The sequence below is a fragment of the Streptomyces sp. NPDC050263 genome, from assembly GCF_040655955.1.
Classification (GTDB): Bacteria; Actinomycetota; Actinomycetes; order Streptomycetales; family Streptomycetaceae; genus Streptomyces.
Map to the genome: position 1 here is coordinate 1 of NZ_JBFAKW010000090.1, position 19450 is coordinate 19450.

General features: G+C 70.6%; 17 protein-coding genes. 9 read left to right on the forward strand and 8 right to left on the reverse strand.

Features of this window, described 5'->3' with window-relative positions:
* Nucleotides 1–379: 379 nt before the first annotated feature.
* The 3 genes from AB0J04_RS31445 to AB0J04_RS31455 all read left to right on the forward strand — a co-directional run bounded on the left by AB0J04_RS31445 (nucleotide 380) and on the right by AB0J04_RS31455 (nucleotide 5372).
* Nucleotides 380–1540, forward strand: coding sequence for an LCP family protein (locus tag AB0J04_RS31445; protein ID WP_363172022.1), 1161 nt, complete (start codon nucleotides 380–382; stop codon nucleotides 1538–1540).
* A gap of 245 nt (nucleotides 1541–1785) precedes the next feature.
* Nucleotides 1786–3594: an LCP family protein gene (locus AB0J04_RS31450; RefSeq protein ID WP_363171988.1), complete on the forward strand. Its 1809-nt coding sequence runs from the start codon at nucleotides 1786–1788 to the stop codon at nucleotides 3592–3594.
* Nucleotides 3595–3674: 80 nt separating this feature from the next.
* Complete coding sequence (locus AB0J04_RS31455; protein WP_363171989.1) at nucleotides 3675–5372, forward strand: LCP family protein; 1698 nt, start codon at nucleotides 3675–3677, stop codon at nucleotides 5370–5372.
* Nucleotides 5373–5650: 278 nt separating this feature from the next.
* On the opposite strand, the gene AB0J04_RS31460 is transcribed toward AB0J04_RS31455, so the two are convergent.
* Nucleotides 5651–6682 carry a glycosyltransferase family 2 protein gene (locus AB0J04_RS31460; RefSeq protein ID WP_363171990.1) on the reverse strand — a complete coding sequence of 344 codons (1032 nt, stop codon included), beginning with the start codon at nucleotides 6680–6682 and terminating at the stop codon, nucleotides 5651–5653.
* A 135-nt stretch (nucleotides 6683–6817) separates the two neighbouring features.
* Between AB0J04_RS31460 and AB0J04_RS31465 the strand changes: the two genes are divergently transcribed.
* A complete protein-coding gene (locus tag AB0J04_RS31465) occupies nucleotides 6818–8278 on the forward strand; it encodes an LCP family protein (protein WP_363171991.1) in 1461 nt (486 codons plus the stop codon).
* A 195-nt stretch (nucleotides 8279–8473) separates the two neighbouring features.
* On the forward strand, nucleotides 8474–8836 hold the full coding sequence (locus AB0J04_RS31470; RefSeq protein WP_363171992.1) for a four-helix bundle copper-binding protein: 363 nt from the start codon (nucleotides 8474–8476) through the stop codon (nucleotides 8834–8836).
* A 58-nt stretch (nucleotides 8837–8894) separates the two neighbouring features.
* Here AB0J04_RS31470 and AB0J04_RS31475 read toward each other — a convergent pair whose 3' ends face one another.
* Entirely contained in the window at nucleotides 8895–10178 is a 1284-nt protein-coding gene (locus AB0J04_RS31475) for an LCP family protein (RefSeq protein WP_363171993.1), read from the reverse strand.
* Nucleotides 10179–10297: 119 nt separating this feature from the next.
* Between AB0J04_RS31475 and AB0J04_RS31480 the strand changes: the two genes are divergently transcribed.
* Nucleotides 10298–10858: an acyl-CoA thioesterase gene (locus tag AB0J04_RS31480; protein WP_363171994.1), complete on the forward strand. Its 561-nt coding sequence runs from the start codon at nucleotides 10298–10300 to the stop codon at nucleotides 10856–10858.
* 19 nt (nucleotides 10859–10877) lie between these two features.
* Here the strand turns inward: AB0J04_RS31480 and AB0J04_RS31485 are convergent, their stop codons facing one another.
* Nucleotides 10878–12035, reverse strand: a complete 1158-nt coding sequence (locus AB0J04_RS31485) for an acyl-CoA dehydrogenase family protein (protein ID WP_363171995.1) — start codon at nucleotides 12033–12035, stop codon at nucleotides 10878–10880.
* 201 nt (nucleotides 12036–12236) lie between these two features.
* Between AB0J04_RS31485 and AB0J04_RS31490 the strand changes: the two genes are divergently transcribed.
* Nucleotides 12237–13580, forward strand: coding sequence for a UDP-glucose/GDP-mannose dehydrogenase family protein (locus AB0J04_RS31490; protein ID WP_363171996.1), 1344 nt, complete (start codon nucleotides 12237–12239; stop codon nucleotides 13578–13580).
* Between the two features lie 128 nt (nucleotides 13581–13708).
* Here the strand turns inward: AB0J04_RS31490 and AB0J04_RS31495 are convergent, their stop codons facing one another.
* Nucleotides 13709–14215 carry a CGNR zinc finger domain-containing protein gene (locus tag AB0J04_RS31495; protein WP_363171997.1) on the reverse strand — a complete coding sequence of 169 codons (507 nt, stop codon included), beginning with the start codon at nucleotides 14213–14215 and terminating at the stop codon, nucleotides 13709–13711.
* 82 nt (nucleotides 14216–14297) lie between these two features.
* Between AB0J04_RS31495 and AB0J04_RS31500 the strand changes: the two genes are divergently transcribed.
* Both AB0J04_RS31500 and AB0J04_RS31505 read left to right on the forward strand, forming a co-directional pair.
* Nucleotides 14298–14660: a VOC family protein gene (locus tag AB0J04_RS31500; protein ID WP_363171998.1), complete on the forward strand. Its 363-nt coding sequence runs from the start codon at nucleotides 14298–14300 to the stop codon at nucleotides 14658–14660.
* A 41-nt stretch (nucleotides 14661–14701) separates the two neighbouring features.
* Complete coding sequence (locus AB0J04_RS31505) at nucleotides 14702–15106, forward strand: VOC family protein (RefSeq protein ID WP_363171999.1); 405 nt, start codon at nucleotides 14702–14704, stop codon at nucleotides 15104–15106.
* A 5-nt stretch (nucleotides 15107–15111) separates the two neighbouring features.
* On the opposite strand, the gene AB0J04_RS31510 is transcribed toward AB0J04_RS31505, so the two are convergent.
* From AB0J04_RS31510 to AB0J04_RS31525, 4 genes are all read right to left on the reverse strand, one after another.
* Nucleotides 15112–16302 carry a dipeptidase gene (locus AB0J04_RS31510; RefSeq protein ID WP_363172001.1) on the reverse strand — a complete coding sequence of 397 codons (1191 nt, stop codon included), beginning with the start codon at nucleotides 16300–16302 and terminating at the stop codon, nucleotides 15112–15114.
* Nucleotides 16303–16437: 135 nt separating this feature from the next.
* Entirely contained in the window at nucleotides 16438–17628 is a 1191-nt protein-coding gene (locus tag AB0J04_RS31515) for a dipeptidase (protein WP_363172002.1), read from the reverse strand.
* A gap of 8 nt (nucleotides 17629–17636) precedes the next feature.
* Complete coding sequence (gene purE, locus AB0J04_RS31520) at nucleotides 17637–18170, reverse strand: 5-(carboxyamino)imidazole ribonucleotide mutase (protein ID WP_363172003.1); 534 nt, start codon at nucleotides 18168–18170, stop codon at nucleotides 17637–17639.
* On the reverse strand, nucleotides 18167–19306 hold the full coding sequence (locus AB0J04_RS31525) for a 5-(carboxyamino)imidazole ribonucleotide synthase (protein ID WP_363172004.1): 1140 nt from the start codon (nucleotides 19304–19306) through the stop codon (nucleotides 18167–18169). The genes purE and AB0J04_RS31525 overlap by 4 nt, the downstream gene beginning before the upstream one ends.
* Nucleotides 19307–19450 lie beyond the last annotated feature (144 nt).

Genomic DNA, 19450 nt, shown 5'->3' on the forward strand with positions numbered 1-19450 from the left:
TGCTGTCGCGAGGGTGTCCAGGTTGTTCGTCACAAAACGATCATGGATGCCCTCGTTTGCGTCTCCGCAGGCACCCCTTGGAATTGATCATCTAGCCGGATTCACGCACCCCCGCCTGCAAAGCACCCCGCGCGCCAGGCTCGCCCGCCCCCGCCCCCGCCGACAGCGCACCGCACGATCGAAAACACGCGCCCGCCGGCCAGGCGGTCCTCACCCGTTCGGCTCACCCCCGGCCGCCCCCCGGAGGGGTTCGCGCCATCGTCGTAGGAGTGGCTCTGCGCGCTCGTGCGGCGGGAGGGGTGGATCGGACGTGACGTACTCGGCGGGTTCCGGTGGGCCTCTCGGGCCGGGGGTGGGGGCGTCTGCCGATGAGCGGGGGCTGGTGCGGCGGCGTCGGCGGCGGTGGGTGCGGTACGGGGTGGCCGGGGTGGGGGTCGTGCTGTTGGGCGTGGGGGTGGCCGGGTGGGTGGTGTATGTGAAGCTCGACGGGAACATCACTCCCGACGAGGCCGCCGCGGCCGAGCTCGCCCGGTATGCGAAGGAGCGGCCGACCTCGTTGGTGAAGGACGCGCAGAACATCCTGCTCATCGGGTCCGACTCGCGGTCCGGGGACGGGAACGAGAAGTACGGGCGGGACTCCGGGACCGAGCGGTCGGACACGACGATCCTGTTGCATCTGGCCGCCGGGCGGCGCAGCGCCACCGCCGTTTCCCTGCCGCGTGACCTGATGGTGGACGTGCCGGGGTGTCGGCGGGCGAACGGGAAGCGGACCGAGCCGATGTTCGCGATGTTCAACTACGCGTTCCAGACCGGGGGTTCGGCCTGCACCATCCGGACGGTGGAGAAGCTGACCGGGGTGCGGATCGATCATCACGTCGTCGTCGACTTCAGTGGGTTCAAAGATGTCGTCGACGCCGTCGACGGGGTTGAGGTCTGCCTGAAGGAGGCGATCAGCGACAAGGCCGCCGGGCTGCGGCTGCCCGCCGGGAAGGTCACGCTCGACGGGGAGCAGGCGCTCGGTTACGTGCGGGCCCGCAAGTCGCTCGGGAACGGCAGTGACACCGACCGGATGGATCGGCAGCAACGGTTTCTCGGGGCGCTCGTCAACAAGGTGCAGAGCAATGACGTCCTACTGAATCCGGTGAAGCTGTATCCGGTGCTGGACGCGGCCACGTCGTCTCTCACCACCGATCCGGATCTGGCGAGTCTGCGCGGACTGTATGAACTCGTGCGCGGTCTACGCGACATTCCCACCGAACATGTGCAATTCCTGACCGTCCCACGGGAGTCGTACGTCTACAACGCGAATCGCGACCAACTCGTGGAGCCCGAGGCGGAGAAACTCTTCGAACGGCTGCGGACCGACATGCCGGTGGTGGTTTCTAAGGAAGTTCCCACAAACGCCTCGCCCTCGGAGTCGGGCGATCACGGCCCGTACCGGTCGGGGGTGGTGAGGAGTGCGGCTTCCGGGGCGTTTTCGCCCACTCCGCCCGCTCCGACGTTCCGTGGAAACACAGCCGCCGAGGACAGCTGCAGGTAAAGCGCTTGCCAAGCCCAGCCCTTCCCGCGAACTGGAGTTCAAGGAAATGGGCGGATTGCCCGGTTGTAGGGGCGTGGAATTTGTCACGGCCGTCGCTTCGCGTCGAACTTGGCGGCTAGTGTGAGCGATCCGGTGCACCCGGCCACGAGGTCCTTCCTGGGGTCGCGCACCGTGTGACCGAGACCCGAGCGCCTTTAGAGGGGGTAAAAGGCGCCGCGTGGCCCCGACGGAGGATTCGGACAACCGTGGACGCGCAAGGCCGTGGGCGGGCGGACAACATCGATCCCGCAGACCAGTGGGTGCTCAATCCGAACACCGGCGAATACGAACTGCGACTGAGTCCTTCCGCACCGCAATCGTCGGTGCCCGGGCCTCGTAGATCTGCCTCCGGTACGACCAGGGGCGATGGCTCGGCGCGGGGGCGGGATTCGCCGCCCCCTTCTTCGCCGTTCCCTTCTTCCCCTTCTTCCCCGTCTTCGCCGGCTGCGGCGTCGCCGTCCTCGTCGTCCGAGCAGGTGCCCGGGCAGCGTCGGCGGCGCGGTGGGCCCGTGGAGGAAGCCGCGTCGAACCGGCGTGGGCGCAGGCCGGTGAAGAAGAAGTCGAAGGCGAAGAAGATCCTGCTGTGGACCGGCGGGATCATGGCCTTCGTCCTGGTGGGCACGGCCGGTGCGGCCTACCTCTATCTGGAGCACCTCAACGACAACATCACCGCTGTCTCCGACGACGGCGCGAGCACCGGTGGCTTCAGCAAGGACAAGGCGATCAACCTGCTGGTCATCGGCACCGACAAGCGCACCGGCTCCGGCAACGAGGGCTACGGCGACTCGGGCAGCGTGGGCCATGCGGACACCACGATCCTGCTGCACGTCTCCAAGGACCGGACGAACGCGACCGCGCTGAGCATCCCGCGCGACCTGATCGTGGACGTCCCGGACTGCCAGACCGAGCAGGAGGACGGCTCCACCAAGGTCATCCCGGGCACGGACGACGTCCGGTTCAACACCAGCCTCGGGCAGGACGGCCGTACGCCGAGCTGCACCGTGCGCACGGTCACCGCGCTGACCGGGATCCAGGCCGACAACTTCATGGTCGCCGACTTCAACGCGGTGAAGACGCTGACCACGGCGGTCGGCGGCGTCGAGGTGTGCCTGGCCAAGGACATCGACGACGAGGACTCGAAACTGAAGCTGTCGAAGGGCACGCACACCATCGAGGGCGAGCAGGCGCTGGCCTTCGTGCGCACCCGGCACTCGGTGGGCTTCGGCGGCGACCTGAGCCGGATCGCGCTGCAACAGCAGTTCCTGAGCGCCCTGATGCGCAAGCTGAAGTCGAACGACACGCTCACCAGCCCGACCAAGATGATAAAGCTGGCGGAGGCGGGCACGAAGGCGCTGACCGTCGACTCCCAGCTGGACAGCATCGACAAGCTGAAGGACCTCGGTCTCGAGCTGGGCAAGCTCAACGTCAAGAACCTGACCTTCACCACCGTGCCGGTGGTCGACAACCCGGCCGAGAAGGTCAAGGCCACGGTCGTGGTGAACAGCTCGACCGCGCCCACCGTCTTCCAGATGATCAAGGACGACGTCTCGTTCACCGAGGTGCAGCAGCAGGCGGCGGCGTCGAAGGACGCGGCGGCCGCGGCCGCGGCGGCCCGCCTCAAGGGCGCCCAGTCCGCCGCCTCCGAGGTGCGGGTACAGGTGATGAACGGCGGTGCTCCCGCCGGCAGCGCACAGGAGACTCTTAACTGGCTCCAGATTGATGAGGGCGTGACGAAGTCCGAGAACGCGGGCAACGCACCCGCAGAGCTGAGCAAGACGACGCTCGAGTACGCGCCCGACCAGGCCGCACAGGCACGCAAGCTCGCCGCCGTCATGGGGCTGGCCGGCACCGCGCTGAAGCCGGGCAAGAGCGTCACCAACTCCCAGGGTCTGCCGACGATGACACTGACGCTGGGCAAGGACTTCAAGGGCGCGGGCGTCTCGCTCACGGCCCCGACCACCGTGCCGGACACGGTCGAGAAGTCCACGGCGGACAAGGTCGAGTGCGCCAAGTAGGTAACCCTTCGGGCCCGTCATGCGTCTGACTGGACGCGGGACGGGCCCGTGTCAGGCGCACGGCGGGGAGGGGCAGGGCAATGGCGGGGAGCAGTGGGGTGCGGGGGGAGGTTCCCGCGGTCGACGACACGGAGTCACCGACTGCGCGGGACCGGCAGAAACAGGCGGCGGACGCGCCCGAGGGAGCGAACGGGGAGGCCGGGGCCTCCGGTGCGGGCCGAGGCAGCGACGGGCGTGGGCGGGGCGGGCATGGGCGCGGGCAGCGCCATGGCACCGACCGCAAACGCCGACGTCGACGTGCGTTGCGCTGGTCGGCGACCGTGCTCGCGGTGGTGATACTCGGCGGCGCGGGGGCCGGATACCTCTACTACGAACACCTCAACTCGAACATCAAGAGCGACGACCTGAACATCGGCGACGCCAAGGACCGGGCGGCCCAGACGGAGGCCAACTCGGCCGGGCAGACGGCGCTGAACATCCTGCTGATCGGCTCGGACGCCCGTGACACCGCGGAGAACCAGAAGCTCGGCGGCGCCAAGGACACCTTCGACGGTCCCCCGCTGGCCGACGTCCAGATGCTGCTGCACATATCGGCGGACCGCAGCAACATGTCGGTGGTGAGCATGCCGCGCGACACGCTCCTGGACATACCCAAGTGCACGGACCCCGACGACGGGACCACCTACCAGGCGCTGACCCACGAGATGACGAACGTGTCGCTCGGCCGCGGCGGCCCCGGCTGCACGGTGGCCACGTGGGAGAAGCTCACCGACATCCACATCGACCACTTCATGATGATCGACTTCTCGGGTGTGGTGTCGATGGCGGACGCGATAGGCGGCGTCCCGGTCTGCGTGGACGCCAACGTCTACTCGCACACCTACAGCGGCAAGGGCTCCGGTCTGAAGCTGGAGAAGGGCACCACCTCCGTCAAGGGCAAGCAGGCCCTGCAGTGGCTGCGCACCCGCTACGGCTTCGAGGACGACACCGACCTCGCCCGCGCCAAGGCGCAGCACATGTACATGAACTCGATGGTCCGCGAGCTGCGCGCCAACGCCAAGCTGACCAACCCCAACAAGCTGCGCAAGCTCGCCGAGGCGGCCACCAAGGCGATCACCGTCGACGACGGCCTGGACACCATCACGAAGATGTACGACCTGGCGGGCGAGTTGCAGAAGGTGCCCACCGACCGCATCACGATGACGACCATGCCGAACCGCTACCAGGGCAGCCGGGTGGTCCCCACCGACGACGCCACGCAGCTGTTCCGGCTGGTGCGCGACGACATCGCGCTGGACGGCAAGGACGCCAAGAAGGTCACCGGCACGGCCAGCCCGACGCCGACGGTCGCCGCGGACCCGGCCGCCGCGAACGACCAGATCGCGGTGCAGGTGCACAACGGCACCTCCACGGACACGCTGGGCCCGGTGCGCGGGCGCGCGACGGCCGTGAAGGAGCTGCTGGCGGGCAAGGGCTTCGACGAGGCCGTCGCGGACACCTCCACGGCCACGGCCGAGGCGAAGACGGTGGTCCGCTACCCGAGCGCCGATCTCCAGGGCGACGCCCAGGCCGTCGCGAAGGCCCTCGGCATCCCGGCGAGCCAGGTGAAGAAGTCCACCGACGTCTCCGGGGTCATGGTCGTCGTGGGCGCCGACTGGCGGTCCGGGACGACGTACAAGGTGGCGGAGACGGACGACAAGACGCCCGACACCGCCGGGGCGATCAACGCGTCCGACACCACCCAGTGCATGCACGTGGATCCGGACTACACCTGGTAGTCCGGGTCCGGTTCGGCTGGAGTCCGGGTCGGGGCCGGGTTCGGATGATCCGGGTCGGGGCCGGGTTCGGATGATCCGGGTCGGGGCCGGGTCCGGCTCAGGGCCGGATTCCCGGACGGGGCCGGGTCGGGCCGAGTGGTCCAGCTCGGGGCCGGGTGCTCCGGGCCGGGCCGGGTGATCCCGGCCGGGTCCGAGGCCGAGTCCGGGCCGGGGCCAAGTCGGGGCCGGGGCCAAGTCGGGGCCGGGGCGGGGCCAAGTCGGGGCCGGGTGTGGGGTGCTCAGTTCGCGTCGCTGAGGACTGCCGGGCGGCGCGAGGCGATGACCCTTCTGGCCAGCGCCTTCGGGCTGGTCAGGAAGCCGAAGCCCCAGCACATGTGCATGGTGGCGAGAGCGACGGGGATCTGCAGCCGGGCCTTCGCCGGCAGCCCCTTGCCCGCCGGCAGCGATCCGGCGACTATCGCCGCGAGATAGCCGCCGGGGATCACGAAACCCAGCGGGGTGAGCGCGGCGCCCACCACGACGCCGGCCGCGATCAGGCACACCGCGGTCGGCGGGGCGAGGTAGCGCAGGTTGATGGAGCCCTCGTGGTAGCGGGCCACGACGTGCCGCCAACGGCCGTAGTCCTTGTACTGCTTGGCGAGCGCCCGCACGCTCGGCCGGGGCCGGTAGGAGACCTTCAGCTCGGGCGAGAACCAGATCAGCCCGCCGGCCTCCCGGATCCGGAAGTTCAGCTCCCAGTCCTGGGCGCGGATGAACTCCTCGTTGTAGCCGCCCTGTTGCTCCAGCGCCTCGCGCCGGAAGACACCCAGGTACACGGTCTCGGCCGGGCCGGCCTGCCCTCCCGTGTGGAAGGCGGCGTTGCCGACCCCGATCTTCGAGGTCATGGCCGCGGCGACCGCGTGCTCCCAGTCGTTCTCGCCCTCGGCGTGCATGATGCCGCCGACGTTCTGCGCGCCGGTCTCCTCCAGGAGCCGCACGGCGGTGGCGATGTAGTTCGGCGAGAGCATGCCGTGCCCGTCCACGCGGACGACGATCGGATGGCGGGAGGCCTTGATCGCGGCGTTGAGCGCGGCGGGCGTGCGCCCGGTGGGATTCGGGACCGTGTGCACGCGCGGGTCTTCGGATACGAGCTCGGCCGCGATCTCTTCCGTACGGTCCGTGGACGGACCGATGGCGATCACGACCTCCATCTCGCCGGGGTACTCCTGCGCGAGGATCGCTTGGACGGCTCCGCGCAGATGCCGCTCCTCGTCGAGGACGGGCATGATGACGGACACGGCGGGGAGCTGCACGTCGGGCTTGGCGTTCATAGGACGCTCACGTTACCGCGAACGGGGGACACGGCCCGCCCCGCCGGGTGCGGTTGCACCGGTCGGCAGATCGTATGGGCCTACTGTGCGAACGGCTTCCCCCGCCCCACGGTCGCCGCCCGGAGGTGCCCCCCTATGCCCACCACCCCGCTCCGGTCCCCGCGCCGCCCGCACCCTCGGCGCCGCGTGCCGCGTTCCCCCGTTCGCCGCCGACGCCCGCGCTGGGCCGTCCGGGCGGCGACCACGCTCTCGGTGGTGCTGCTCGCCGCCGCCGGCATCGGTCACTCGGTGATCAGCAGCCTCGACGCGGACATCGCCCGGGTCGACCCCTTCAAGGACATGAAGAACCGTCCGCGGGCCGGCCACGGCATGAACGTCCTGCTGGTCGGCACCGACGGCCGCGACCGGATCACGCAGGCGGAGCGCCGGCGGTACCGGCTGGGCGGGGCCCCCTGCCACTGCACCGACACGATCATGATCGTGCACATCTCGGAGGACCGGGAGCGGGCCAGCGTGGTCAGTCTCCCGCGCGACTCCTACGCCGAGACTCCCCCGCACACCGACCAGGCCACCGGCAGACAGCACCACGGCCACCCGCTCAAGATCAACGCGGCGTACGCGGAGGGCGGCCCGCAGCTGACCGTCCGCACGGTCGAGCACATGACGCACGTGAAGATCGACCACTACCTTGAGGTCGACTTCACCAGCTTCATGAAGACGGTGGACGTCCTCGGCGGTGTGAAGATCTGCACGGCGAAGCCGCTGAAGGACTCGTACACGGGCCTGGACCTGCCGCCGGGCGCGCACACGCTCATGGGCGGCGAGGCGTTGCAGTACGTCCGCTCCCGGCACGCGGACGGCTCCGCCGACCTGGGCAGGATGAAACGCCAACAGCGCTTCCTGGCAGCCCTGGTGGACCGCGCCACCTCCTCCGGGATCCTGCTGAACCCGCTGCGGTTCCGGGACGTGACCCGAGCGGTGCTCGGCTCGGTGCGGGCGGACCGGGGCTTCGGCGCCGACGAACTGCTCGACCTCGGCCGGGCGATGCGCACCTTCTCCCCCTCGTCCTCCGAGTTCACGACCGTCCCCATCGGCCAGATGGGATACGTGGTGAAGGGCATCGGCTCGACGCTGAAGTGGGACCCGGCGAAGTCGCAGCGCCTCTTTGGGGCCCTGCGCGACGACAAGCCCCTCGCCGCGACCGCCCGTGCCCTCGACGGCCGGGTCGCACGGGTGGACGTGGCCCCGCAGCAGATCCGGGTCCAGGTGGAGAACGGCACGCGCACGGCGGGCCTCGGCCGGCGGGTGGACAGCGCGCTGGCCGCGGTGGGCTTCCGTACGACCCGGCAGCCGGTCAGCGCGGCCGCACCCTCCGCCCGGCGCACGGTCGTCGCCTACGACCCCCGCTGGGACCGCTCCGCGAAGTCCCTCGCGACCGCCCTGCCGGGCAGCGAACTGCGCCCCGTCAAGGGGCTCGGGGCGACGCTGAAGGTGATCGCGGGCGCGGACTTCCGTCAGGTGCGGAAGGTACGGGCGGTGGACGCGGAACAGGGCGAGTTCGGAGTGGTGCGAGGGGACGAGGTGGGGTGCCCCTAGGAGATCCCTGGGAGACCCCTGGGAGATCCCTGGGAGATCCCTGGGAGATCCCTCGGGGACGCCCAGGAGACCCCCGAGGGACCCCGGCGAGGCTCCCCCGATGGCGGGGGCCCGCCGCAGGGCGTAGGACGGAAGTCGGAAGTCCGAAAAACACGCTCGGGCCCGACCCGGGCCCCCGCACCCCCTGGAGGAGCCATGACCCAGCCCGGAACCATGAACGCCATGAGCAAGCAGATGCAGGACTGCGTCGAGGCCTGCATGTCCTGCCACAGCATGTGCGAGGAGACCATGAGCTCCTGCATGCAGATGGGCGGCCAGGCCCAGATGCAGATCATGCGCGCGCTCCTGGACTGCGCCGAGACGACCCGCATGTGCGCCGACATGATGATGCGGCGCTCGCCCATGTCGGCCGAGATGTGCGCGATGTGCGCCAAGGCGTGCGACATGTGCGCGGAGGCGTGTATGTCCATGCCGGACGATCCGCAGATGATGCGCTGCGCGGAGTCCTGTCGCCGCTGCGCGGAGATGTGCCGCACGATGGCCGGCGCCACGATGTGAGTGCCGCCCACGCGTGATGAGGGGCGCCCCCGTCCGGGGCGCCCCTCGTCCTGTCGGCTCAGTTGCCCGAGACGGTGACCTTCTCGTCGTTCTTCAGCTCGTTGACCAGCGTCTTCACCTTCGCCTTGTCCCAGACGAGGTTGCCGCCGACGGAACCGGAGATCGGCATGTTCATCGACTTGCCGTCACCGCTGTTGACGCCCTTCATCGCGAAGAACATGGACGCCAGGTCGTACAGGCCCATGTCCTTGTCGACGATCAGGGTGTCCAGGCCCGCGCTCAGGGTCGGGTACAGCTTGAACGGGTTGAGGACCGTGCCCGGGGTGGCCACCTGGTTGGCGAGGGCGGCGAGGAACTTCTGCTGGTTCTTCGTGCGGTCGAGGTCGGAGTTCGCGAGCGCGTAGCGGGTGCGGACGAACGCGAGGGCCTCCTCGCCGTTCAGGGTCTGCTTGCCCTTCTTGAAGTCGGCGCCGGACTTGGTGTCCTTGATGTCCTGCGGGATGTCGATCTCGACGCCGCCGACCGAGTCGACGATGTTCGCGAAGCCCGCGAAGCCGATCTCCACGTAGTGGTCGATGCGCAGGCCGGTGTTGAACTCGACGGTGCGCACCAGCAGTTCCGGGCCGTCCTCGGCGTAGGCCGCGTTCAGCTTCACGTGCCGGCCGGTGCCCTTGTACGTCTTGCCGGACTCGGAGCCGACGAACGACGGGATCTCCACGTCGGAGTCGCGGGGCAGCGAGATCAGCGTGTCGCCGTTGGATCCGGTGTGCAGGATCATCATCGAGTCGGTGCGCTTGCCCTCGGCGGAGCCGGTGTGCAGTTCCTTCTTCTCCTCGGCGGACATGCCCTCACGGCTGTCGGAGCCGACGATGAGGTAGTTCGTGCCCTCGCCCGCCTCGGGCCGGTCGATGACCTTCGACAGGTCGACGTCGCGCTGGAGCTTGGAGTCGGCCCAGAAGTAGGTGCCGACGGTCGTCACGACCAGCACGGTGACGACCGAGATCGCCGTCCACTTGATGCGACGGCGCCAGTTCGGCGCGGGACGGGGACCACGGGTGTCATGGCCCGCCGGGCCGCCCGGTCCACCGGAGTCGCCGCCGTAGACCTGGCCCGAGCTGTAGCCGCTGTCGTACCCGGTCTGCCGGGCGTTCGTGTAGTCGCCGTGTCCCTGACCGTTGACGTACGACGGCTGCGGCGGGACGCCGGCGCCGCTCGGCGGGGCGGCCGGGCCACGGCGGACCTGCCGCATGACGCGGGCGCTCTCGGGCTGTGCGCCGGCGCTGCCGCCGCCGTACCGGTTGCCGCGGTCGTTGTCGGACCATCCCTCGGGCCAATCGTTCATGCGGACCAGTGTGCAGGTCGCCGCAGTGTCCTATACAGGGGCGTCGGAAAATCACAGCCCCGCTGTTGCCAAGCTGACACAAAGTCCCGGGTTGTCCCCCTCGGCATAAGGTGGAGGACATGACAGACCAGGTCACCGCGGCGGACTCGGGCAGCACCCCGGACATCCCGGGCAAGCCCACATCGGCGTCCCGCACCACCCTCAGCCACATCATGGGCCACAACGACACCAACCTGTTGGGCACGGTGCACGGCGGCGTGATCATGAAGCTCGTGGACGACGCGGCGGGCGCCGTGGCCGGCCGGCACTCCGGCGGGCCGGCCGTCACCGCGTCCATGGACGAGATGGCGTTCCTGGAGCCGGTCCGGGTCGGGGACCTCGTCCATGTGAAGGCCCAGGTGAACTGGACCGGCCGGACCTCGATGGAGGTCGGCGTCCGGGTGCTGGCCGAGCGCTGGAACGAGTCCGCGCCGGCCACCCAGGTCGGCTCGGCCTACCTGGTCTTCGCCGCCGTCGACGCCGACGGCAAACCCCGCCCGGTCCCCCCGGTCGTCCCGGAGACGGAACGCGACGAACGCCGCTACCAGGAGGCCCAGATCCGCCGCACCCACCGCCTGGCCCGCCGCCGCGCGATCAGAGAACTGCGCGAGCGCCGGGTGGCGGAGGGGCTGGCGGACTGAGAGTCGCGCGCGGGAGGCGTTACGGCAGGTTGCGGGCCATGACGATCCGCTGTACTTGGTTCGTGCCCTCATAAATCTGCGTGATCTTGGCGTCGCGCATCATGCGCTCCACCGGGTAGTCGCGGGTGTAGCCGTAGCCGCCGAGGAGCTGGACGGCGTCCGTGGTGACCTCCATCGCGACGTCCGAGGCGAAGCACTTGGCGGCCGCGCCCTGGAAGGTGAGGTCGCTGTCGAGGCGTTCGGAGGCGGCCGCGGCCTGGTAGGTGAGGGCGCGGGCGGCCTCGATCTTCATGGCCATGTCGGCGAGCATGAACTGGATGCCCTGGAAGTCGGCGATCGCCTTGCCGAACTGCTTGCGCTCCCGGACATAGCCCTTGGCGTAGTCGAACGCGCCCTGGGCGACGCCCAGCGCCTGCGCGGCGATGGTGATGCGGGTGTGGTCCAGGGTCTTCATCGCGGTGGCGAAGCCGGTGCCCTCCTCGCCGATCATGCGGTCGGCCGGGATGCGCACGTTGTCGAAGTAGACCTCGCGGGTCGGGGAGCCCTTGATGCCCAGCTTCTTCTCCGGGGCGCCGAAGGAGACTCCCGGGTCGGACTTCTCCACGACGAAGGCCGAGATGCCCTTGGTGCGTTTGGTGGGGTCGGTGACGGCCATGACCGTGTAGTACTCGCTGACGCCGGCGTTGGTGATCCAGCGCTTCACGCCGTTCAGGATCCAGTGGTCGCCGTCGCGGACCGCCTTGGTCTTCATGCCGCCCGCGTCCGAGCCCGCGTCCGGCTCCGAGAGGGCGTACGAGAACAGCACGTCGCCCTTGGCCAGCGGCGTCAGGTACTTCTTCTTCAGGTCCTCGGAGCCGGAGAGGATCACCGGGAGCGAGCCCAGCTTGTTGACCGCGGGGATGAGGGAGGAGGACACGCAGACACGGGCCACCTCCTCGATCACGATCACCGTGGCCAGGGCGTCCGCGCCCGTGCCGCCGTACGACTCGGGTACGTGCACCGCGTGCAGGTCGCTCGCCACCAGCGCGTCCAGCGCCTCCTGCGGGAAGCGGGCCTCCTCGTCCACCGCGGCGGCGTACGGCGCGATCTTCGCCTCCGACAGCGAGCGGATGGCGTCGCGGAGCATGCCGTGCTCCTCGGACGGGCGGTACAGGTCGAAGTCAGCCGATCCGGACAAGGTGTCTCACGCTCCAAATACGCTGCGGTTCACGACGCTAATTACCGTTAAGTAACTCAAATTTTAGGGGTCCTCCCGGCCGAGTGGCACGTGAGTTTGGCGACAAGGGGCGCCCCGACCGGGATCTGCCCGGTGAGGGGCCGCGACATGCCCCGACTATGCTCGGGCGCGCAGTGTCGGCATCCCCCGTCAGGAGCATTCATGGCCCTCAAGATCACCGTGATCGGCACCGGCTATCTCGGCGCCACGCACGCCGCGGCGATGGCCGAGCTGGGCTTCGAGGTGCTCGCTCTCGACGTCGTGCGGGAGAAGATCGAGATGCTCGAGCGCGGCGAGGCCCCGATGTACGAGCCGGGGCTCGAGGATCTGCTGCGCCGGCACGTCGCCGGGTTCGAGGGGACCAGCGGGCGGCTGCGGTTCACCCAGGACTGGGCCGAGGTGGGGGCCTTCGGCGACGTCCACTTCGTCTGCGTGAACACACCGCAGAAGCACGGCGAGTACGCCTGCGACATGTCGTACTTCGAGTCCGCGATCGCCTCCCTCGCTCCGCATCTGACGCGGCCCGTCCTCGTCGTCGGCAAGTCGACCGTGCCCGTGGGGTCCGCGGAGCGGCTGGCCCGGACGATCGTCGAGCTGGCGCCCGCCGGGGAGGACGCCGAGCTCGCGTGGAACCCGGAGTTCCTGCGGGAGGGCTTCGCGGTCCAGGACACGCTGCATCCGGACCGGATCGTGGTCGGGGTGCGCAGCGAGCGGGCCGAGACGGTGCTGCGGCAGGTGTACGAGACGCCGGTCGGGGAAGGGACGCCGTTCGTCGTCACCGACTTCCCGACCGCCGAGCTGGTGAAGACCTCCGCGAACTCCTTCCTCGCCACCAAGATCTCCTTCATCAACGCCATGGCGGAGGTGTGCGAGGCCGGCGGCGGCGACGTCGCCAAGCTGGCCGAGGCCATCGGCTACGACGACCGGATCGGCAAGAAGTTCCTGCGGGCCGGGATCGGCTTCGGCGGCGGCTGTCTGCCCAAGGACATCCGCGCCTTCATGGCCCGCGCCGGTGAGCTCGGGGCCGACCAGGCGCTCACCTTCCTCCGCGAGATCGACTCGATCAACATGCGGCAGCGCGGGCGGATGGTCGAGCTGGCCCGGCAGGCGCTGGGCGGCGGGTCCTTCCTGGGCAAGCGGGTCGCCGTGCTCGGCGCCACCTTCAAGCCCGACTCGGACGACGTCCGGGACTCGCCCGCGCTCAACGTGGCCGGGCAGATCCACCTCCAGGGCGGACAGGTCACGGTGTACGACCCGAAGGGGATGGCGAACGCGCGCCGCGTCTTCCCGACCCTCGGCTACGCCGACTCGGCCCTGGAGGCCGTACGGGGCGCCGACGTCGTCCTGCACCTCACCGAGTGGCGGGAGTTCCGCGAGCTGGACCCGGCGGCGCTCGGCGAGGTCGCGACGAGCCGGCTGATCCTCGACGGCCGCAACGCGCTCGACCCCGCGCTGTGGCGCAAGGCCGGGTGGACCTACCGGGCCATGGGACGCCCGACCGCATAGCCGCAGCCTCAGCAGGCGCGCACACAGCCGCAGCAGGCGCACAGGGACGCCGGTTCGGCCGAGGCTCAGTCGGCCGAACCGGCGTCTTGTTGCATTCTGCACCACAGATCTGTGCGACGAGTGGTGAACTACTTCGCGCGGTAGCGGCGCATCTTGGCGCGCGCCCCGCACACCTGCATCGAGCACCAGCGGCCACGGCCCGCCGGACTGCGGTCGTAGTACGCCCAGTGGCAGGTCACGGCCTCGCAGGCCTTCAGCCGGGTCCAGGTGCCCGCGATCAGCGCGGCCGCGACGGCGGCGGCCGTACGGGAGAGCAGCGGGGCCCCGTCCGCGGGGGTCAGGCGGGCGGAGCCGTCGTCCTCGTCGACGGTCACCAGCAGGGGCGCCGATGCCAGCAGCTCGCCCAGCGGGGTCACCTCGCGGTGCGGTGCGTGGCCCGCGTGGGCCAGCAGGGCCACGCGCAGGGACTCGCGCAGCTCACGGGCGCGCGCCAGCTCGCCGTCGTCCTCGGTGAGCCCGAACCGCGCCCGGCCGTCCGCCGTGTCCAGCGAGTCGGCGCCCGACTCCAGGTCCAGCGTGTTCACCAGGGACTCCACCAGGGCCAGTTCCCCGGGGGCGGCCGATCGCTCATTCATGCTTGCGACGTTACCTCCCATGCGGGAGCATGAGGTAACCGTTACCTTCTAATGCCTCTATCAGGTAACCCGAGGAGGAGTCATGGCTCTTGCCGAGCTGGGCGTCGTCGTCCTGGACTGTCCCGACCCGCGTGCGCTCGCCGGTTTCTACGCCGAGGTGCTGGGCGGCAGCGTCGAGAGCGACGACGGGGACTGGGTGGATGTGAAGGTGCCCGGCGGTCAGTCGCTGGCCTTCCAGGCCGCCCCGGGGTTCGTGCCGCCCGCGTGGCCCGCGCCGGAGCACTCGCAGCAGTTCCATCTGGACCTGACCGTCGACGACCTGGACGCGGCCGAGCGGGGCGTGCTCGCGCTGGGCGCGAAGCCGCTGGACACACAGGACCGCTCGCGCGGCTGGCGGGTGTACGCGGATCCGGCCGGGCACCCGTTCTGTCTGTGCACGTGCTGAAACCGCCGAAACCGCCGGTGTCCGAGAAGTCAGGAGGGCCCATGCCGCCCATCGCCCGATTCCGCAACGTCGTGCTCGACTGTCCCGATCCGCGCGCGCTCGCCGAGTTCTACGCGGCGGTCGTGGGCGGCGCCCCCGAGTGGGAGGAGGGGGAGGAGGACTGGGTCGTCCTCCAGGTGCCCGGCGGTCCCCGGCTCGGCTTCCAGGAGGTGGCGGGGTACACCCCGCCGGAGTGGCCGCGCTCCGACCGCAACGGACAGCAGTTCCACATCGACCTCGACGCCGGCTCCACCTGGGCGGAGGTCGACGCGGCCCACGAGCGGGTGCTGGCGCTGGGCGCGCGGCCGCTGAACCTGGAGGACCGGGAGAAGAAGGACTTCCAGGTGTACGCCGACCCCGCGGGGCATCCGTTCTGCCTCTGCCGGATCGAGAAGCCCCTGGCCTGAGCGGATCAGCCGTCCAGCTGGGCGATGCGGGCCGTCGACGGGTCCCGGCGGTCCTGTGCCGCTCGGGCGGTGAAGTCCGCCATGCGCAGGACGCGCTGCATGTTTCCCCAGGTCAGCAGGGCGATGTCGGGGTCCGGCCAGCCGCGGTGGAGCAGTTCCGCGATCAGGTGCGGGTAGCCGGAGGCGTCGGCGAGGCCCTGCGGGTGGGCGGCGCCGGAGTCGTAGGTGCCGGACAGGCCGACGCAGCCGGGGCCGGCGATCGCGCGCACGCGGTCGAGGTGGTCGGCGACGTCCCGGACGCTCGGGCCGGTCTGCTCGGCGGTCAGCGGCACCAGGCACAGGCCGCCTGCCGCGCCCAGCTCGGCCAGCAGCTCGTCGGGCAGGTTGTCGGGGTGGGGGCGCAGGGCGCGGGCGGCGGAGCGGGTGCACAGGGCAGGCGTCTTGGAGAGGGTGAGGGCGCGGCTGACGGTGGTGTCGGAGGCCCCGGAGAGGTCGGCGAGGACACCGAGCCGGTTCATCTCGCGGAGGACCTCCTCGCCGAACCGGGTCAGTCCCGCCTCGCTCGCCCAGCTGGTGCCGGAGAGGGTCAGGACGCGCAGCCCGAGGGAGTGCAGGACCCGCAGGATGCCGAGCGAGTCGTCGAGCGCGGCGGCCGTGGCCGGACCCACGACGACGGCGACCCGGCCGCAGTTGCGGGCGTCGATGACCTGCCCGGCGGTGCGGGCGAGGCGCAGCCCGTCGGGGTGCGTGGCGATCACCGACCGGACGAGGTCCAGCTGCTCCAGGGTCGCGCCGACGGCCCGGTCGGCGGCCGGTCCCTCGGGCAGGTGCAGCGCCCACAGCAGCGCGCCCACATGGCCTTCGCGCAGCCGGGGCACATCGGTGTCGACGGCGCTCTCGCCGAGCTGGAGGTCGTACCGGGGCAGGTGGCGCAGGGCCCAGGGCAGTCCGCTGTAGCCGTCGGCGACGGGGTGTACGGCGAGGAGGGCGTGGGCGCGGTCCAGCGGGCTGGTCTCCGGCTCGGGCGCGGCAGCCAGGTCCGGCGGATACGCGGCGAAGGGGGCGCCCGCCCGCGCCTCGCCGTCGGGTCCGCCGTCGGGTCCGCCGTAGAGTCCCTCGTCGAGTACGTCGTCGAGTTCGCCGGCCTCGGGAAGGGTGTGCAGCTCCGTGTGCAGCTCGTCCTGGAGGTCGGCCATGACGGTCTCCGTACGTTCGATCAGCAACGTTCGATCAGCAGTACGGTCACCGTCGCACGGCGCGCGGCGTGCTTCCTGGTGGACGGGGCGTTCGGGGGTATCGGGCCTCCCCGGACGCCCCGTCCACGGTACGTGTCAGCCGTCCAGGGACTCGATCGTCGCGTTGGACGGCGCGCGGGTCGCCCGCAGGTCGCGGGCGACGTCCTCCGCCGCGCCCAGCACCCGGACCGCGTTCTGCCAGGTCAGCTTGGCGAGGTCGGGCTTGGACCAGCCGCGGTCGAGCAGCTCCGCGATCAGGTTGGGGTAGCCGGAGACGTCGTCGAGGCCGTCGGGGGTGAAGGCCGTGCCGTCGTAGTCGCCGCCGATGCCGAGATGGTCGACGCCGGCGACCTCGCGCATGTGGTCGAGGTGGTCGGCGACCGTGGCGACGGTGGCGATGGGGCGGGGGTGGGTCTCCTCGAAGGCCCGGTGGACCGTCATCGCCTCGGGGGTGGTGGCGAGGTGGTGGAAACCGTGGGCGCGCATGTTGTCGTCGGCCGCGGCCGTCCAGTCGACCGCCGCCTGGAGGACGAACTTCGGCACGAACGTCACCATCGCCATGCCGCCGTTCGCGGGCAGGCGCTCCAGGACGTCGTCCGGGATGTTGCGGGGGTGGTCGCAGACCGCCCGGGACGAGGAGTGGGAGAAGATCACCGGCGCGACGGACGCGTCGAGCGCGTCGCGCATCGTGGTCGCGGCGACGTGCGAGAGGTCGACGAGCATGCCCTCGCGGTTCATCTCGCGCACGACCTCGCGGCCGAAGTCGGACAGACCGCCGACGCCGGGCTCGTCGGTCGCGGAGTCCGCCCAGTCCACGTTGTCGTTGTGGGTGAGCGTCAGGTAGCGCACGCCGAGCGCGTACAGGCCGCGCAGGGTGCCCAGCGAGTTGGCGATCGAGTGGCCGCCCTCGGCGCCCATCAGCGAGGCGATCCGGCCCTGCGCCCGCGCGGCCTCCAGGTCGGCGGCGGTGAACGCGGCCCTGAGGTGCTGCGGGTGGCGGGCGATGAGCTGCCGTACGCAGTCGATCTGCTCCAGCGTCGCCGGCACCGCGTCGGGCAGGTCCGAGCGCACGTACACGGACCAGTACTGCGCGCCGACGCCGCCCTCGCGCAGCCGGGGGATGTCCGTGTGCAGATGGCCGTGCTGGTGCGCGGCGATGTCGCGGGCGTCGAGGTCGTAGCGGACCGGCTGCGCGCGCAGCGCCCAGGGCAGGTCGTTGTGGCCGTCGACGACCGGGAACTCGCGCAGGAGGTCGCGGGCGGCGGCCAGGGAGGTCGGCTCCGTCACGTGGCGCGTCACTTCCCGAAGCCGAAGCCGTTCGAGCCCTCGACCTTGGCGCGCAGGCGCTTGCCCTTCTCGGCGGCCTGGTCGCCCAGCTCTTGCTGGAAGTCGCGCATCCGGGCGAGCAGGTCCGGGTCGTGGGCGGCGAGGATGCGGACGGCGAGCAGGCCCGCGTTGCGCGCGCCGGCGACCGAGACGGTGGCGACGGGGACGCCGGCCGGCATCTGCACGATGGACAGCAGCGAGTCCATGCCGTCCAGGTACTTCAGCGGCACGGGCACGCCGATGACCGGCAGCGGGGTCACGGAGGCGAGCATGCCGGGCAGGTGGGCGGCGCCGCCCGCGCCGGCGATGACGACCTTCAGCCCCCGCTCGGCCGCCTGCTCGCCGTAGGCGATCATCTCGCGCGGCATGCGGTGCGCGGAGACGACGTCGACCTCGTAGTCGATCTCGAACTCGTCGAGGGCCTGCGCGGCGGCCTCCATGACGGGCCAGTCGGAGTCCGACCCCATGACGATGCCTACGACGGGGCCTGCAACAGGGCTCATTCGGTGATCGTGCCTCTCAGGTAACCGGCTGCGTGACGGGCGCGTTCGAGGACGTCGTCCAGGTCGTCGCCGTAGGTGTTGACGTGGCCCACCTTGCGGCCGGGCTTCACGTCCTTGCCGTACATGTGGATCTTCAGCTGGGGGTCGCGGGCCATGCAGTGCAGGTACGCGGAGTACATGTCCGGGTAGTCGCCGCCCAGGACGTTGACCATGACCGTCCACTTCGCGCGCGGGCGCGGGTCGCCCAGGGGCAGGTCGAGGACCGCGCGGACGTGGTTGGCGAACTGGGAGGTGATCGCGCCGTCCTGGGTCCAGTGGCCCGAGTTGTGCGGGCGCATCGCCAGTTCGTTGACGAGGATGCGGCCGTCGCGGGTCTGGAACAGCTCGACCGCGAGGTGGCCGACCACGTTCAGTTCCTTGGCGATGCGCAACGCCATCTCCTCGGCCTTCAGGGCGAGGGTCTCGTCCAGGTCGGGGGCCGGGGCTATGACCGTGTCGCAGACGCCGTTCACCTGCTGCGACTCGACGACCGGGTAGGCGACGGCCTGGCCGTGCGGGGAGCGGACGACGTCGGCGGCGAGCTCGCGGACGTAGTCGACCTTCTCCTCCGCCAGCACAGGGACGCCGGCCCGGAAGGGGTCCGCCGCCTCCTCGACCGAGTCGACGACCCAGACGCCCTTGCCGTCGTAGCCGCCCCGGACGGTCTTCAGGACCACCGGGAAGCCCTCGCCCTCGGCGGCGAACGCGACGACGTCCGCCGGGTCGGTCACGATCCGGTGCCTGGGGCACGGGACGCCGATCGCGTCGAGCTTCGCGCGCATCACCCCCTTGTCCTGGGCGTGCACCAGCGCGTCGGGGCCCGGGCGGACGGGGATGCCGTCCGCCTCCAGCGCCCTGAGGTGCTCGGTGGGTACGTGTTCGTGATCGAAAGTGATCACATCGCACCCGCGCGCGAACTCGCGCAGCGTGTCGAGATCGCGGTAGTCGCCGATGACGACATCGCTCACGACCTGCGCCGCGGAATCCTGTGGGGTGTCACTGAGGAGCTTGAACCTGATGCCGAGCGGGATGCCTGCTTCGTGTGTCATACGAGCGAGCTGGCCCCCGCCGACCATGCCGACTACCGGGAACGTCACGCCCCCAGGGTATCGGCCGCGCCGGCGCGGCCGAATTCCGCGCCTCTTACCCGGCCCTTTCCCGCCTCACACCGTTTGTTTCCCCGCATCTCCCCCGCTGGTCACCGGCCCGTGAGGCGGACCACAGGAAACCGACAAGAGTGG